This is a genomic window from Streptomyces sp. NPDC092369, from assembly GCF_044755245.1.
Classification (GTDB): Bacteria; Actinomycetota; Actinomycetes; order Streptomycetales; family Streptomycetaceae; genus Streptomyces.
In genome coordinates this window covers 374,771-389,715 of the sequence record NZ_JBIVQP010000008.1, presented here as the reverse complement: position 1 = coordinate 389,715, position 14,945 = coordinate 374,771, and the positions used below count along the sequence as shown (strand labels likewise).

Genomic DNA, 14,945 nt, shown 5'->3' with positions numbered 1-14,945 from the left:
TGCCACCGCCTCCCCACCTTTTCAGGTGAGGAGGCGGCTGTCAGGTCAGCGTGCGTGAGGCACCCGTCGGTGTCAGGCCAGGTCCCGCTTGGCGGCGATCTTCGACGACAGGCTGTAGATGTCGATGAAGCCCTTGGCTGCGGCCTGGTCGAAGGTGTCGCCGGTGTCGTAGGTGGCGAGGTTGAAGTCGTACAGGGACGACTCCGAGCGCCGGCCGGTGACGACCGCGCGGCCACCGTGCAGGGTGAGGCGGATGTCGCCGTTGACGTGCTGGCTGGCCTCGTCGATGAAGCCGTCCAGGGCGCGCTTGAGCGGGGAGAACCACTGACCGTCGTAGACCAGTTCGCCCCAGCGCTGCTCGACCTGCCGCTTGTAGCGGGCGAGTTCGCGCTCGACGGTGACGTTCTCCAGCTCCTGGTGGGCCGTGATCAGGGCGATCGCGCCCGGAGCCTCGTACACCTCACGGGACTTGATGCCGACCAGGCGGTCCTCGACCATGTCGATGCGGCCGATGCCCTGGGCGCCGGCGCGCTCGTTGAGCTGCTGGATGGCCTGGAGGACGGTGACGGGCTTGCCGTCGAGGGCGACCGGGACGCCCGCCTTGAAGGTGATGACCACCTCGTCGGCGTCGCGCTGGACGGCCGGGTTCTGGGTGTACTCGTAGATGTCCTCGATCGGGGCGTTCCAGATGTCCTCCAGGAAGCCCGTCTCGACGGCGCGTCCGAAGACGTTCTGGTCGATGGAGTACGGGGACTTCTTGGTGGTCGCGATCGGGAGGTTCTTGGCCTCGCAGAACGCGATCGCCTTGTCACGGGTCATCGCGTAGTCGCGGACCGGGGCGATGCACTTGAGGTCGGGGGCGAGGGCGACGATGCCGGCCTCGAAGCGGACCTGGTCGTTGCCCTTGCCGGTGCAGCCGTGGGCGACCGTGGTGGCGCCGTGCTTGTGGGCGGCGGCGACCAGGTGCTTGACGATCGTCGGCCGGGAGAGCGCCGAGACCAGCGGGTAGCGGTCCATGTAGAGGGCGTTGGCCTTGATCGCCGGGAGGCAGTACTCCTCGGCGAACTCGTCCTTGGCGTCGGCCACTTCGGCCTCGACCGCACCGCACGCGAGGGCGCGCTTGCGGATGACGTCCAGGTCCTCGCCACCCTGGCCGACGTCGACCGCAACGGCGATGACCTCGGCGCCCGTCTCCTCGGCGATCCAGCCGATGGCGACGGAGGTGTCCAATCCGCCTGAGTAGGCGAGTACGACGCGCTCGGTCACGGGTTTCTCCTCACAGTGCATTCGCTGACATGCATGAGTATGCAGCACTCTGCATGGTTCGTCAATCCGGAGTGCGGGAGACGTCCGGCGAGGGCCGGGTCGGAGTGCGGGCGAGGTGGGGCGGCAGGAATTTTGCAGGTTCCTTGAACATCAGAAACCGCTTGCCCGTACCTCTCGCCGAACGCAGGCGCCGCGTTTGTAAACACCGAACACTCCCGACACACCCCCGACTTGAGTGAGGCATCCCCATGTCCAGGGCCCTTCCGAAGTACAACAAGCGCCGCGTCGCGTTCATCGGCGGTGCTGCCGCACTGGTGCTGTCCGGCGCGGTGATCGCCGGTTCCGCACTGGCCGGGGAGTCGTCCAAGAGCAACGGGAACAGCGCCCGGACGCTGGCCGACCCCGGCACGATCAGCTGCCCGGACGTCGCCTCGCAGCTGCCGGCGATCCCGGCCTCCGCCCAGGCCGAGGTCGACCGCAACCTCGCCCTCCTGCAGACCCAGATCGACGAAGCCAACAAGCGCCTCGTCGACACCGTCGGCCAGGGCGGCGCCAACTTCGTCCAGAACGCCATCCTCGGCCCGCTGGAGGACAAGCGGATCGCCACCGTCAACCGCATCGCCACCGCCATCGGCCGCACCGCCGAGAAGCCGACCGGACTGGACGCGCTCGCGCCCTGCGCCCTGAACGCCGGGGGCGTCGCCGACAACGGCGGCGACACGGGCACGGGTGACGACACGGGCGCCGGCGACGACGTGTCCGCCGCGCCCAGCGAGACGGCCGCACCGGCGGACGACGCGGCGGGCGGTGCCGAGAACACCGGCGTCGGTACGATCAGCTGCCCCGACGTCGCCTCGCAGCTGCCGGCGATCCCGGCCTCCGCCCAGGCCGAGGTCGACCGCAACCTCGCCCTCCTGCAGACCCAGATCGACGAAGCCAACAAGCGCCTCGTCGACACCGTCGGCCAGGGCGGCGCCAACTTCGTCCAGAACGCCATCCTGGGCCCGCTGGCCGACAAGCGGACCTCGACCATCGACCGCATCGCCATCTCCATCGGCCGCACCGCCGAGAAGCCGGCCGGACTGGACTCCCTGGCCGCCTGCACGCTCACCCAGTGACGTGACAGGCGCTGTGGCCGCCCCGAGTGAGCGCCGGCCGGGGTGGCCACGGCGGGGTCCTGTACGCGTCATGACGCATACGAACCCGACAATTCCTTAGACAGTCGAAAGAATTGCGTTCATAATCGGCTGACGTGGGAAAGACATACGAACGCATAGACGGCAGACTGCGCACCTTCATCGAGGCGCAGCCCCTCTTCTTCACCGCGACCGCTCCCCTGTCCGGCGACGGGACGGTCAACCTCTCCCCCAAAGGCCTCAAGGGTTCCTTCGTGGTGCTCGACGAACTCACGGTGGCCTATCTGGACTTCGCCGGGTCCAACGCGGAGACGATCGCGCACCTGCGCGAGAACGGTCGGATCACCCTGATGTGGTGCGCCTTCCAGGGCCCGCCGAACATCGTGCGGGTGCACGGCCGCGGCGAACCGGTCTTCCGGGACGACCCCCGCTTCAAGGAACTCCTCACCCGTTTCCCGGACATCGACCCCACCCAGCACGGGCTGCGCGCGGTCATCGTCGTCACGGCCGAACTCGTCCGGGACAGCTGCGGATACGCGGTGCCCTACATGTCGTACGACGAGGACCGTGACCTGCACCGCAAGCGCTTCGCGCGCGAGGACGACGACTCGCTCAGCGCGTACTTCACCAAGAAGGACCACATCGCCACGAGCCTGGATGGCCTACCCGGGCTGCCGTTGCCGCTGCCGCCCTCTACGGTCTGAGCCATGCGCTCAGCTCTCGCCGCCGGCTCCCTGGTCTCCGCCTCCCTCCTCGTGCTCGGCGCCGCGGCGCCCGACGCCGCCCCGCCGCTGCCGGCCCGCATGGCCGACACCGGGGGCGGCAGCCAGCTGATCACCGCCGTGGCCTCCTCGACCGGGTCCACCACCGGGACGGTGACGTGGTGGGACCTGCGCAACGGGCAGTGGGTGAAGGCCGGTTCGGCCGCGGCCCGCTTCGGGGCGAAGGGGCTCGTCGAAGGCACGACCCGCAAGCAGAGCACCAACACCACACCCACCGGTCTGTACGACCTGCCCTTCGCCTTCGGCATCAAGGCCAAGCCGACCGGTTCGACCTACAAGTACCGCGCGGTGCACGCCAGTTCGTGGTGGTGCGAGGACAACTCCTCGGTCTTCTACAACCGTTGGACCGAACCCCGTCCGAAGGACTGCCGCGCCTCCGAGTCCGAGCAACTCGCCTCCTACACCACGCAGTACGCCCACGCGCTCGTCGTCGGCTTCAACTACCACCAGCGGGTGCGGGGTCGCGGCGCCGGGATCTTCCTCCACGTCAACGGGCGTGGGGCGACGGCCGGTTGTGTGTCGGTGCCCGGCGACGCGATGCGCAGGATCCTCACCTGGGTGCGGCCCTGGAGCGAGCCGCACATCGCGATCGGCACGACGGGCGGGAGCACGGCGATCACCCGCTACTGAGTCGTAGGAGACTCCGGGGACGGCTGAACACACGGGCGTCACGGCACGTATCTCAGGGCCAAGGGACCACGCCTACCCCCTTGCCCCCGTTCCCGGAGGAAACGTGACCACCACGCTCGCAGGCGGCCGTGCCGCCCGCCGCCAGACGATGCGCCGCATCCGTCCGCGCCGCTCCCCGGCGACCGTCCTGCTGCTCGCGGTGTTCGCGGGCGCGGTCGGCGTGCTGTGGCTGTGGTGGCACAACACACCGTCGATCGCCGACAACAACAGCAGGATCCTCAACGCGGGCCGGATCACCGGCCTGCTGGCCGGCTACCTGATGGCGCTCGTCGTGCTGCAGATGGCCCGGGTGCCCGCCCTGGAACGCCGGGTGGGATCGGACCGGGTGGCCCGCTGGCACGCGATGTCAGGCCGCTACACGGTCTGTCTGGTGCTCGCGCACGTGTTCCTCACGATGTGGGGATACGCGCTGCAGGCCGGCAAGTCGCTCGGCGACATCGTCCAGCAGACGATCGACTCCGTGAACCAGCTGCCGGACATGGGCAAGGCCGCCATCGGCACCGGCCTGCTGTTCTTCATCGGCCTGATCTCGGTCGGCGGGATCCGCAAGCTCATCCCGTACGACACCTGGTACCACGTCCACCTGCTGACGTACGCGGCGGTCTTCCTGACCTTCTGGCACCAGATCTCCACCGGCAACGACTTCGCCGTCGAGCCGACCGCCAAGACCTTCTGGTACGTGCTGTACGGGGCGGTCACCGCGCTGGTCCTCTGGTACCGCATCCTCGCCCCGATCCGGCTGAACTTCCGCCACCGCATGCGCGTCGAGGCGGTCATCGAGGAGACGCCGGGCATCGTGTCGGTGCTCATCAGCGGGCGCAAGCTGCACCGGATGGGCGCGCAGGCGGGGCAGTTCTTCCGCTGGCGGTTCCTGGCGCCGGGCATGCGGTTCTCCTCCCACCCGTACTCGCTGTCGGCGGCGCCCCGCCCCGACATGCTGCGGATCACGGTGAAGGCGATCGGCGACCACAGCGCGCGGCTGCGCGAGCTGACGCCCGGCACCAAGGTGTGGGCCGAGGGCCCCTACGGCGCACTGACCGCCCAGCGCCGCAGCCGCGGCAAGGTGCTGCTGGTGGCGGGCGGGGTCGGCATCACGCCGATGCGGGCGCTGTTCGAGACGCTGCCCGGCGCCTCCGGCGACATCACGCTGCTGTACCGGGCCAACACCACCCAGGACCTGGCCCTGTGGGACGAGCTGGCGGCCATCGCCAACGACCGCGGCGCCCGCCTGATGTACGCGGTCAACAGCCCGGACGGCGAGCGCCCCGACATCTCGGCGGAGCGGCTCAAGCAGAAGCTGCCGGACATCGACGACCACGACGTGTTCATGTGCGGCCCGCCCGGGTTCGCGCAGTCCGTGTACGAAGCCTTGCGCGGCGCGGGAGTGCCCGCCCGCCGCATCCATCACGAGTCGTTCGAGATGTGAGCGACGGGACTTCAGGAGCTTTGAACCGATGAGGAAGAGTCATCCCATCCGGCGTGTCGTGCTGGCCACCGCCGCCACCGTCTCGGGCGTGGTGCTGCTGCTGTCGCTGAAGCCGGCGTCCGACCCGGACGCCGCGGCGGCCGGTGTGATCCCGCAGCAGACGGCCGGGGCCCAGGAGTCGCCCCAGGGCGGCGCCGCGGCCCCCGGCGCGGGCACCGTCGACGGGGACCCGGCCCAGACCGAGTACGGCGTCGTCCAGGTACGGCTCACCGTCGCAGGCGGCAAGATCACCAAGGCCGAGGCGATCCAGGCCCCCAAGGGCGGCACCAGCGACCAGAAGACCGCGCTGGCCGTCCCGAAGCTCAACCAGGAGGCCGTCGCCGCGCAGAGCGCGGACATCGACTCGGTGTCCAGTGCCACGTACACGAGCGGCGGCTACAAGCAGTCCCTCCAGTCGGCCATCGACAAGATGAAGGCGGCCGGCAACGCGCAGGGCGGCGGTACGGGGTCCTCCCCCGGCACCGGCTCGGGCTCCGACTCCGGCTCCACGCAGGCGAAGACGGTGACGGGGGCCGTCGCGCAGACGATGTACGGCGCGGTCCAGGTCCGCATCACCGTCGCAGGCGGCAAGATCACCAAGGCCGAGGCGGTGCAGGCGCCCAAGGGCGGCACCAGCGACCAGAAGACGGCGCTGGCCATCCCGAAGCTGAACCAGGAAGCCGTCGCCAAGGGCAGCGCGGACATCGACTCGGTGTCGACCGCCACGTACACGAGCGCGGGCTACAAGCAGTCCCTGCAGTCGGCGCTGGACCAGGCCGGTGGCTGAGGCAGTGGCCGAACCGGCAGCGGCTCCCGCCGCGGTACGTCATGCGGAGGAGGTCATGGGGACCGTCTTCTCCTTCGACATCCGCGGCGGGGAGGCCGATGCGGTGCGCGCGGCGCTGGAGGAGGCCGTCGCCGGACTGCACCGGGTCGACGAGGTGTTCAGCACCTACCGCGACGACAGCCAGCTCTCCCGGCTGGCGCGCGGCGAGCTGACCCTCGCGGAGTGCGATCCCGAGGTGGCCGAGGTCCTCGAACTGGGCGCCGAGGCAGGGCGGTTGAGCGACGGCTGGTTCAGCACGACGTACCAGGGCCGGCTCGACCCGACCGGCATCGTCAAGGGCTGGTCCGCGGAACGCGCGGCGCGCCTCATCCGGGCGGCCGGCGCGACGGGCGTCAGCGTCAACGGCGGCGGCGACGTCCAGCTCCTCGGCGTCCCCGGCCCCCAACGCCCCTGGCGCGTAGGCGTGTCGGACCCGATCCGCCCCGGCGGCCTCGCGGCGGTCATCTCGGCCGCCGGCATGGACGAACTGGCGGTAGCCACGTCGGGCACGGCGGAACGCGGCACGCACATAGTCGACCCCAGCACCGGCCGCTCCGCGATCTCGGACTTGGTGGCGGTGACGGTCGTGGCCCCCCAACTGACGTGGGCGGACTGCTGGGCGACGGCGGCTTTCGCGATGGGTTCGAGACAGGGCCTACGGTGGCTGGAGTCGCTGCCGGACGTGGAGGCCCTGCTGATCACGGCGGGCGACGAGGTGAGATGCACAGGGGGCTTGGCATCTCGACTGGGTTAACTGCACGCACCTAAGGGGCGCGGGGAACTGCGCGACCAGCCACGACGGGCCCGCACCCGACGAGCAACCTCAATGCCCGTTCTGAGCCAACCTCAGCAGATGCTCCGCGAGCGCCTGACCCCCCGTAGCCTCCCGGCTGATCAACAGCAACGTGTCATCACCGGCGATGGTCCCGAGAATGTCATGCAGCTCGGCCTGATCGATCGCCGACGCCAAGAACTGCGCAGCACCCGGCGGCGTTCGCAGAACAACAAGATTCGCCGAAGCCTCCGCGGAGATCAGCAGCTCAGAGGAGAGCCGCCGCATCCGCTCCTCCTTCGCGGACTCCCCCAACGGCGCCCGGGGCGTACGGAAACCCCCTTCACTGGGCACCGCGTAGATGAGATCACCCTCGGTGTTACGGATCTTCACGGCGTTCAACTCGTCGAGATCCCGGGACAACGTCGCCTGAGTGACCGTCAGGCCGTCGTCCGCCAGCAGCTTGGCCAGCTGGCTCTGCGACCGCACCGCCTGCCGATTGAGGATGTCCACGATCCGCCGATGCCGTGCGGTCCGCGTCTGCGGCACGGCGGGCCCGGCATGCTGTACGTCGTCGTCCTGCGCCTGACTCATCGTCGTCGTCTCATTCCCGGATCATCCGTCCCCGTGTGCCTCGTCCAGGACGCCGGGCAGCGCAGCGATCAACGCGTCCACCTCGTCGTCGCGCAGATTCAGCGGTGGCATCAGCCGTACGACGTCGGGGGCGGGCGCGTTCACCAGGAAGCCGGCCTCCTGAGCCGCCTGCTGCACCTTGGGCGCGAGCGGCTCGGTGAGCACGATACCCAGGAGGAGGCCCGCGCCCCGGACATGGCCGATCACGGGATGGCCGAGTGACTCGATTCCGTCCCGCAACTTCTCGCTCTGCCGCTTGACGTTCTCCAGCAACCCCTCGTTCTCGATCGTGTCGAGGACGACGAGTCCGGCGGCGCAGGCGACGGGGTTGCCGCCGAAGGTCGTGCCGTGGTGACCCGGCTGGAGCAGCTCGGCGGCGCGTCCGAAGGCGACGGTGGCGCCGAGCGGCAGCCCGCCGCCGAGTCCCTTGGCCAGGGTCACGACATCGGGCAGGACGCCGTCGTGGGCCTGGTACTCGAACCACTGGCCGGTACGTCCGACGCCGGTCTGCACCTCGTCCAGGACCAGCAGCGATCCGGTGGCGGCGGTGATCGCGCGGGCCGCCTTGAGGTAGCCGGGCGGAGGTACCACGACGCCGTTCTCGCCCTGGATCGGTTCGATGACGACGATCGCGGTCCGCTCGGTCACCGCGGCGGCCAGTGCCTGCGCGTCGCCGTAGGGAACATGCGTGACGTCACCCGGCAGCGGCAGGAAGGGCTCCCGCTTGCCGGGCTGGCCGGTGAGCGCGAGGGCGCCCATGGTGCGGCCGTGGAAGCCGCCCTCGGTGGCGACCATGTGCGGCCGGCCGGTCAGCCGGCCGATCTTGAAGGCGCCCTCGTTGGCCTCGGCGCCCGAGTTGCAGAAGTAGACCTTGCCGTCCCGGCCGAAGAGCCGGAGGAGCCGTTCGGCGAGGAGGACGGGCGGTTCGGCGATGAAGAGGTTGGAGACGTGGCCCAGCGAGGCGATCTGCCGGCTGACGGCCTCGACGATCGCCGGGTGGGCGTGGCCGAGCGCGTTGACCGCGATGCCGCCGACGAAGTCGACGTACTCCTTGCCGTCGGCGTCCCACAGTTTGGCGCCCGCGCCGCGCACGAGGGGCAGCCGCGGGGTGCCGTAGTTGTTCATGAGCGAGCCCTGCCACCGCTCCGTCAACTCTTCGTTGGCGGTCATTCGGCGTCCCCCTCCTGCTCGTCGGCCACGACCATCGTGCCGATGCCCTCGTCGGTGAAGATCTCCAGCAGGATCGAGTGCTGGACCCGGCCGTCGATGACGCGGGCGGTGGTGACTCCGCCGCGCACGGCGTGCAGACAGCCCTCCATCTTCGGCACCATGCCGGAGCTCAACTCCGGCAGCAGCTTCTCCAGTTGGGAAGCGGTGAGGCGGCTGATCACCTCGTCGCTGTGCGGCCAGTCCTCGTAGAGGCCCTCGACGTCCGTGAGGACCATGAGGGTTTCGGCGCCCAGTGCCGCAGCGAGTGCCGCAGCCGCCGTATCAGCATTGACGTTGTAGACATGTCCGTCGTCCTCGGAGCGGGCGATCGAGGAGACGACCGGGATCCGGCCGTCGGCGAGCAGTGCCTCGATCGCGCCCGTGTCGATCGCGGTGATCTCGCCCACCCGCCCGATGTCGACCAACTCGCCGTCGATCTCGGGCCGGTGCTTGGTGGCGGTGATGGTGTGCGCGTCCTCGCCGGTCAACCCCACGGCCAGCGGCCCGTGTTGGTTGAGGAGCCCGACCAGTTCGCGCTGGACCTGTCCGGCGAGCACCATGCGTACGACGTCCATGGCGTCCTCGGTGGTGACGCGCAGGCCGGCCTTGAACTCGCTGACGATGCCGTGCTTGTCGAGGGCGGCGCTGATCTGCGGGCCGCCGCCGTGCACGACGACGGGCTTGAGACCGGCGTGGTGCAGGAACACGACGTCCTGGGCGAAGGCGGCCTTCAGGTCCTCGTCGATCATGGCGTTGCCGCCGAACTTGATGACGACCGTCCTGCCGTTGTGCCGGACCAGCCAGGGCAGCGCCTCGATGAGGATCTGGGCCTTGGGCAGCGCGGTGTGCTTGCGGGTCTGGTTGCTCATGACGAGTACGCGCTGTTCTCGTGGACGTAGTCGGCGGTGAGGTCGTTGGTCCAGATCGTCGCGGTCTCGGAACCCGCGGCCAGGTCGGCGACGATGTGCACCTCGCGGTAGCGCATGTCGACGTTGTCCCGGTCCTCGCCGACACCACCGTTCTTGCAGACCCAGACGCCGTTGATCGCCACGTTCAGCTGGTCCGGCTCGAAGGCGGCCCTGGTAGTCCCGATCGCGGACAACACCCGTCCCCAGTTGGGGTCTTCGCCGTGGATGGCGCACTTGAGGAGGTTGTTGCGGGCGATGGAACGGCCCACCTCGACGGCGTCGTCCTCGCTCGCGGCGTTGACGACCTCGACCTTGATGTCCTTGCTGGCACCCTCGGCGTCCCGGATCAGCTGCTGCCCGAGGTCGTCGCAGACGGCGCGTACGGCTGCGGCGAACTCGGCGTGGTCCGGGGTGACTTGGGAGGCACCCGAGGCGAGCAGCAGCACGGTGTCGTTGGTGGACATGCATCCGTCGGAGTCGACCCGGTCGAAGGTCGTGCGCGTGGCGTCCCGAAGGGCCTTGTCCAGTACGTCGCTCTCGACGTCGGCGTCGGTGGTGAGGACGACCAGCATGGTGGCGAGGCCGGGGGCGAGCATGCCGGCGCCCTTGGCCATTCCGCCGACGGTCCAGCCGCCCTTGCCGTCCTGGCCGCCCTTCGTCACGACGGCGGTCTTGTGGACGGAGTCCGTGGTCTTGATGGCGATGGCGGCCTTCTCGCCGCCGTGCGGGGAGAGTTGGGCGGCGGCGGCCTCGACTCCGGGGAGGAGCTTGTCCATCGGGAGCAGCAGGCCGATGAGCCCGGTGGAGGCGACGGCGACCTGGGCAGCACTCAGGCCGAGGGTGTCGGCGACCTTCTCCGCGGTGGCGTGCGTGTCCTGGAAGCCCTTCGGGCCCGTACAGGCGTTGGCGCCACCGGAGTTGAGGACGACGGCGGAGACCTGCCCGCCCTTGAGGACCTGCTCGGACCAGAGCACCGGCGCGGCTTTGACGCGGTTGGAGGTGAAGACGCCCGCGGCGGCGAGGCGGGGCCCGTTGTTGACCACGAGGGCCAGGTCGGGGTTGCCGTTCTCCTTGATCCCGGCGGCGATGCCCGCGGCCGTGAATCCCTGTGCTGCCGTCACACTCACGGCGCGACTCCGATCGTGGTCAGCCCGGTGGACTCGTCGAGCCCGAGGGCGAGGTTCATGCTCTGCAGGGCACCGCCCGCGGTGCCCTTGGTCAGGTTGTCGATGGCGCTGATCGCGATGATCCGTCCCACGGCCTCGTCGTACGCGACCTGCACCTGAACGGCGTTGGAACCGTAGACGGACGCCGTGGCGGGCCACTGCCCCTCGGGGAGCAGGTGGACGAAGGGCTCGTCGGCGAAGGCCTTCTCGTAGGCGGCGCGGACGGCCTCGGCGGTGACGCCGGGCTTCGCCTTCGCGGTGCAGGTGGCCAGGATGCCGCGGGGCATCGGCGCGAGGGTGGGCGTGAAGGAGACGGCGACCCGCTCCCCCGCCACCGCGCCGAGGTTCTGGATGATCTCGGGGGTGTGCCGGTGGCCGCCCCCGACGCCGTACGGCGACATGGACCCCATGACCTCGCTGCCGAGCAGATGCGGCTTGGCCGCCTTGCCCGCGCCGGACGTACCGGAGGCGGCGACGATCACGGCCTCGCTCTCGGCGAGCCCGGCGGCGTAGGCCGGGAAGAGGGCGAGGGAGACGGCGGTCGGGTAGCAACCGGGCACCGCGATGCGCTTGGACCCCTCCAACGCGGCGCGGGCGCCCGGCAGTTCGGGCAGGCCGTAGGGCCAGGTGCCGGCGTGCGCGGAGCCGTAGAACCTCTCCCAGTCGGCCGCGTCCTTGAGCCGGAAGTCGGCACCCATGTCGACCACGAGCACGTCGGGGCCGAGCTGTTCGGCGACGGCGGCGGACTGGCCGTGGGGCAGGGCGAGGAAGACGACGTCGTGTCCGGCGAGGACTTCGGGGGTGGTCTCCGCGAGGACCCGGTCGGCCAGCGGCAGCAGGTGCGGTTGGAGCGCGCCGAGTCTCTGTCCGGCGTTGGAGTTGCCGGTCAGGGCGCCGATCTCGACCTCGGGGTGCGCGAGGAGCAGTCGCAGGAGCTCGCCGCCCGCGTATCCGCTCGCCCCGGCCACCGCCGCACGTACCGCCATGTCATCCTCCTCCTGGATGGCATGACTATACGTTTCGCTGCACGTTTATGCAATCCCGTCCGCTTCCGCCTTCGGCAGCATGATCCGCCGGGAGACCACGAACGTCACCGGGATCGCCGCCAGCGAGGCGAGCAGCGGGGCGTAGCGGCTGTCGAGGTGCAGCAGGTCGACGAGGATGTAGACGCCCGCTGTCGTGACCACGAAATTGGCGGCGTTGGTGAGCGGGAAGAGCAGGAATTTCCGCCAGGTCGGACGGGTCCGGTAGGTGAAGTGCGCGTTCAGGAAAAAGGATCCGGTCATGCTGATGGCCGTCGCGAGAATATGGGCCACCAGATAAGGGAAACGCGTGAGGAACACCAGGTAGGGGCCGTAGTACGTGCCCGTGTTCACCACGCCGATCACGGCGAAGACGATCATCTGGCGCGACAGCAGACCCCGTGATCCCGGAGAACTCGACGGCGGGGAACTCGACGATGGGGAACTGGGCTTCAGGGAACTCTCCATCACGGAATGAGGTCCTTCGTCCTGCCGTCCGACGGGCAGTCCGTCGTCCGCTCCACGTTGCTCGCCTTCACCAGGAAGTGCGGGCGCCCCTTCACCTCGTAGTAGATCCGGCCGGTGTACTCGCCTATGACTCCGAGCATGATCATCTGCACCCCCGCGACGCCGGTGACGGCGGTGATGATCGTGACATAGCCGGGGGTCTGGACGCCATGGACGAGGGCGGCGACCACGATCCAGCCGGTGTAGAGGCCGGCGCAGAGCAGCAGGCCCATGCCGAGGTAGAGGGCGGCGCGCAGCGGGCGGTTGTTGAAGGAGAGCAGCCCGTCGAGGCCGTAGTTGAGCAGGCCCTTGAAGGACCAGGAGGTGCGTCCCGCCTCGCGGGCGGCGTTCTCGTAGTCGAAGGTCGTGGCGGGGAAGCCGACCCATGCGAACAGGCCCTTGGAGAAGCGGTTGTACTCGGTGAGGTCCACGACCGCGTCCACCACCCGGCGGGACATCAGCCTGAAGTCGCCGACGCCGTCGACGAGTTCGACGTCCATGAGGCGGTTGACGAACCGGTAGTAGAGGCGGGCGGTGAGGGTGCGGGCCACTCCGTCGCCGGTGCGGGTGCGGCGGGCGATGACCTGGTCGTAGCCCTCGGCGCGCAACTCGACCATGCGCCTGATGAGTTCGGGCGGGTGCTGGAGGTCCGCGTCCATGACGACGACACAGTCGCCGGAGGCGTGGCGCAGACCGGCGAGCAGCGCCGCCTCCTTGCCGAAGTTGCGGCTGAAGGAGACGTACCGCACGCGCTTGTCGAGCCCGGCCAGCCGCTCCAGGACCATGAGCGTGCGGTCGCGGCTGCCGTCGTCTATGTACACGAACTCCATGTCGTGGCCGAGCGGGAGGAGTTCCTCCGCGACCTTCTGGATCCGGTCGTGGAAGCTCTCTATGACGTCCTCCTCGTCGTAACAGGGTGCGACGATCGAGATCAGCATGGACTTTCCCCCCTGGGAAACGGTCGCCGAGCGCGGGTCATGCGCTCGCCCGGTCAAGGTGTCTGGTGGTCGCGGGCTCCGGGTCCTGCGGCCGAGCGGCCCGTCGGCGGCGGACGGCGCCGAGGACGCCGAGCAGGATCAGGGTGAGCAGCGAAGCTCCTCCGACCGCGCTGCCAAGGCGCAGCCCTGGCGGGTGGAAAGTGCAGATCAGAGTGGTCGAGGAGCCGTCCAGCGGTACGGCGATCAAGCCGTGGTAGGCCTTGGCCGGTGCGGCGGAGTGGTCGCCGGCGGCGCAGCGCCAGCCGGCGATACGGGGAGCCGCCACGACCGCGATTCCGGTGCTGCCGACAGGGAGTTGGGCCTTGATCGTGCCGTCGTCCACGCTCACCGTGGTGGCGCCGGTGGCCTTGAGATGCTCGACGGCGGTGTGCAGCCGGGCGGTGTCCAGGCAGCCGACCGCGCCTTCGGGGACGCGGCTCGGCCGGCTGGGGGTCAGTTCGATCTTCAGTCGCCCGGAAGCGGGAGCCGTGCCGAGCGGCTGCATCGCGGCGATCTTGGTGCCGGGCGCGTCCGACCGGAACCGCCCGGCTGGCCCGTCGCCCAACCGCGCGGCGCCCGCGTAGTGCGGCGCCCACAGATAGACCTGGCTGCCGGCCGGGCAACTGGCCGTGATCGTAGGCCTGTTGGCGCTGCCCCTGTCGGGAACGTCGACGAGCATCCCGGGGTGGGCCGCGTTTCCGGCACGCGGCGGCTTGCCGCTGCTCGTGCGGACGGTGACATCGGGGACGGTGTAGACGCGGGCGCCGAGCACCAACTCCTGGTTGCGGTACGGGGATGCCCCGAAGTCCGCCCGCGAGGACGCGTCGGACGGTCGTACCGTGACCAGCGGCGGTACGTCCTCGCGGGTCACCGTGGAGCCGGAGCCGTCCTGCGCGAACCAGTTCTGGTGCGGGTCGGGCGGGTTGTGCACCCGGGCACCGACGGAGAAGACCGCGTCGGTGACGGAGTTGTCGAGGCTCTGCAGGCTGCGGCCCCGGGAGGTCCAGCCGTCGCCGAGCGCGGTGAGCGTGCGGCTGAGGACGTCTGCGGTGAGGCTGCTGTAGTACTGGGCACCCTGGCCGCCGACCAGGAGCGCGTCGTTGCCGACGGTCTGCTCACGGCCCGGGTCGGTGCGGTAGTCGGGCCAACCGTCCGCACGCGCGATCAGCGAGGCCTGCGTCTCCTGACGGTCCCCCCAGGGCGCGTAGTCGTCCATGGAGCCGAGCCGCAGCCTGCTCGCCACGACGGAGGTCGCGGCGGCCTCGCCGAACTGCCCGCCGAAGAGCAGGACGAGGGCGAGGCCGGCGAGCAGGGCCCGGCGGCGGGCGGGCAGCGCGGGGAGGTCTCCGCCGGAAGGCGGGGCGGGGCGTCGGGCGGCGGCTCGGATGCGATCGGCAATCGATCGCTCCCGACCGTCCGAGGCAGCGGTGCCGTCGACGCCGGCCGGGAAGCCTGCCGCGGGCTGGTTGCCGGCCGGGACGCCCGCCGCGGGCTGGTCGCCGCCCGTCACCGGGCCGTCGGCGAAGCCGGAACCGTCCGGCCGAGCCGGCCCCTCCGCGGAACCGCGGACCTCTGCGCGAGCGAAC

At 70.1% G+C, this 14,945-nt stretch carries 15 protein-coding genes; 6 read left to right on the top strand and 9 right to left on the bottom strand.

The window, feature by feature from the left end; genetic code table 11:
- Positions 1 to 72 precede the first annotated feature (72 nt).
- The gene (locus ACIQI8_RS39715; protein WP_401725098.1) at positions 73 to 1,266 is read right to left on the bottom strand and encodes an argininosuccinate synthase; all 1,194 of its coding nucleotides are present in this window, start codon (positions 1,264 to 1,266) and stop codon (positions 73 to 75) included.
- 248 nt (positions 1,267 to 1,514) lie between these two features.
- Here ACIQI8_RS39715 and ACIQI8_RS39710 point away from each other — a divergent pair, with 248 nt between their 5' ends.
- The 6 genes from ACIQI8_RS39710 (at position 1,515) to ACIQI8_RS39685 (ending at position 6,919) form a co-directional block, all read left to right on the top strand.
- Positions 1,515 to 2,384, top strand: a complete 870-nt coding sequence (locus ACIQI8_RS39710; RefSeq protein WP_402362241.1) for a hypothetical protein — start codon at positions 1,515 to 1,517, stop codon at positions 2,382 to 2,384.
- Between the two features lie 134 nt (positions 2,385 to 2,518).
- On the top strand, positions 2,519 to 3,106 hold the full coding sequence (locus ACIQI8_RS39705; RefSeq protein WP_402362238.1) for a pyridoxamine 5'-phosphate oxidase family protein: 588 nt from the start codon (positions 2,519 to 2,521) through the stop codon (positions 3,104 to 3,106).
- 3 nt (positions 3,107 to 3,109) lie between these two features.
- Positions 3,110 to 3,814, top strand: coding sequence for a L,D-transpeptidase family protein (locus ACIQI8_RS39700; RefSeq protein WP_402362235.1), 705 nt, complete (start codon positions 3,110 to 3,112; stop codon positions 3,812 to 3,814).
- Positions 3,815 to 3,917: 103 nt separating this feature from the next.
- On the top strand, positions 3,918 to 5,300 hold the full coding sequence (locus tag ACIQI8_RS39695) for a ferric reductase-like transmembrane domain-containing protein (protein ID WP_402362232.1): 1,383 nt from the start codon (positions 3,918 to 3,920) through the stop codon (positions 5,298 to 5,300).
- Between the two features lie 28 nt (positions 5,301 to 5,328).
- The gene (locus ACIQI8_RS39690) at positions 5,329 to 6,126 is read left to right on the top strand and encodes an FMN-binding protein (protein WP_402362229.1); all 798 of its coding nucleotides are present in this window, start codon (positions 5,329 to 5,331) and stop codon (positions 6,124 to 6,126) included.
- A gap of 4 nt (positions 6,127 to 6,130) precedes the next feature.
- Positions 6,131 to 6,919: an FAD:protein FMN transferase gene (locus ACIQI8_RS39685; protein ID WP_402362794.1), complete on the top strand. Its 789-nt coding sequence runs from the start codon at positions 6,131 to 6,133 to the stop codon at positions 6,917 to 6,919.
- Between the two features lie 69 nt (positions 6,920 to 6,988).
- On the opposite strand, the gene ACIQI8_RS39680 is transcribed toward ACIQI8_RS39685, so the two are convergent.
- From ACIQI8_RS39680 to ACIQI8_RS39645, 8 genes are all read right to left on the bottom strand, one after another.
- Positions 6,989 to 7,531, bottom strand: coding sequence for an arginine repressor (locus ACIQI8_RS39680; RefSeq protein ID WP_124002766.1), 543 nt, complete (start codon positions 7,529 to 7,531; stop codon positions 6,989 to 6,991).
- Between the two features lie 21 nt (positions 7,532 to 7,552).
- Positions 7,553 to 8,740, bottom strand: coding sequence for an acetylornithine transaminase (locus tag ACIQI8_RS39675; protein WP_402362226.1), 1,188 nt, complete (start codon positions 8,738 to 8,740; stop codon positions 7,553 to 7,555).
- Positions 8,737 to 9,648 carry an acetylglutamate kinase gene (argB, locus tag ACIQI8_RS39670; protein ID WP_402362223.1) on the bottom strand — a complete coding sequence of 304 codons (912 nt, stop codon included), beginning with the start codon at positions 9,646 to 9,648 and terminating at the stop codon, positions 8,737 to 8,739. Before argB ends, ACIQI8_RS39675 begins: the two co-directional genes overlap by 4 nt.
- The gene (argJ, locus tag ACIQI8_RS39665; protein WP_402362220.1) at positions 9,645 to 10,814 is read right to left on the bottom strand and encodes a bifunctional glutamate N-acetyltransferase/amino-acid acetyltransferase ArgJ; all 1,170 of its coding nucleotides are present in this window, start codon (positions 10,812 to 10,814) and stop codon (positions 9,645 to 9,647) included. Before argJ ends, argB begins: the two co-directional genes overlap by 4 nt.
- A complete protein-coding gene (gene argC / locus ACIQI8_RS39660; protein WP_402362217.1) occupies positions 10,811 to 11,839 on the bottom strand; it encodes an N-acetyl-gamma-glutamyl-phosphate reductase in 1,029 nt (342 codons plus the stop codon). Before argC ends, argJ begins: the two co-directional genes overlap by 4 nt.
- Positions 11,840 to 11,884: 45 nt before the next feature.
- A complete protein-coding gene (locus tag ACIQI8_RS39655; RefSeq protein WP_402362214.1) occupies positions 11,885 to 12,256 on the bottom strand; it encodes a GtrA family protein in 372 nt (123 codons plus the stop codon).
- A gap of 86 nt (positions 12,257 to 12,342) precedes the next feature.
- On the bottom strand, positions 12,343 to 13,320 hold the full coding sequence (locus tag ACIQI8_RS39650) for a glycosyltransferase family 2 protein (RefSeq protein ID WP_402362212.1): 978 nt from the start codon (positions 13,318 to 13,320) through the stop codon (positions 12,343 to 12,345).
- A 37-nt stretch (positions 13,321 to 13,357) separates the two neighbouring features.
- A partial coding sequence (locus ACIQI8_RS39645; RefSeq protein ID WP_402362209.1) for a YfhO family protein occupies positions 13,358 to 14,945 on the bottom strand: 1,588 nt, incomplete at its 5' end.

What these genes read in the sequence shown, in the direction of transcription:
- ACIQI8_RS39710 (WP_402362241.1), top strand. Translation starts at nt 1,515, where the DNA reads ATGTCCAGGGCCCTTCCGAAGTACAACAAGCGCCGCGTCGCGTTCATC.
- ACIQI8_RS39700 (WP_402362235.1), top strand. Translation starts at nt 3,110, where the DNA reads ATGCGCTCAGCTCTCGCCGCCGGCTCCCTGGTCTCCGCCTCCCTCCTC.
- ACIQI8_RS39690 (WP_402362229.1), top strand. Translation starts at nt 5,329, where the DNA reads ATGAGGAAGAGTCATCCCATCCGGCGTGTCGTGCTGGCCACCGCCGCC.
- ACIQI8_RS39680 (WP_124002766.1), bottom strand. Translation starts at nt 7,531, where the DNA reads ATGAGTCAGGCGCAGGACGACGACGTACAGCATGCCGGGCCCGCCGTG.
- ACIQI8_RS39675 (WP_402362226.1), bottom strand. Translation starts at nt 8,740, where the DNA reads ATGACCGCCAACGAAGAGTTGACGGAGCGGTGGCAGGGCTCGCTCATG.
- argB (WP_402362223.1), bottom strand. Translation starts at nt 9,648, where the DNA reads ATGAGCAACCAGACCCGCAAGCACACCGCGCTGCCCAAGGCCCAGATC.
- argC (WP_402362217.1), bottom strand. Translation starts at nt 11,839, where the DNA reads ATGGCGGTACGTGCGGCGGTGGCCGGGGCGAGCGGATACGCGGGCGGC.
- ACIQI8_RS39655 (WP_402362214.1), bottom strand. Translation starts at nt 12,256, where the DNA reads ATGATCGTCTTCGCCGTGATCGGCGTGGTGAACACGGGCACGTACTAC.
- ACIQI8_RS39650 (WP_402362212.1), bottom strand. Translation starts at nt 13,320, where the DNA reads ATGCTGATCTCGATCGTCGCACCCTGTTACGACGAGGAGGACGTCATA.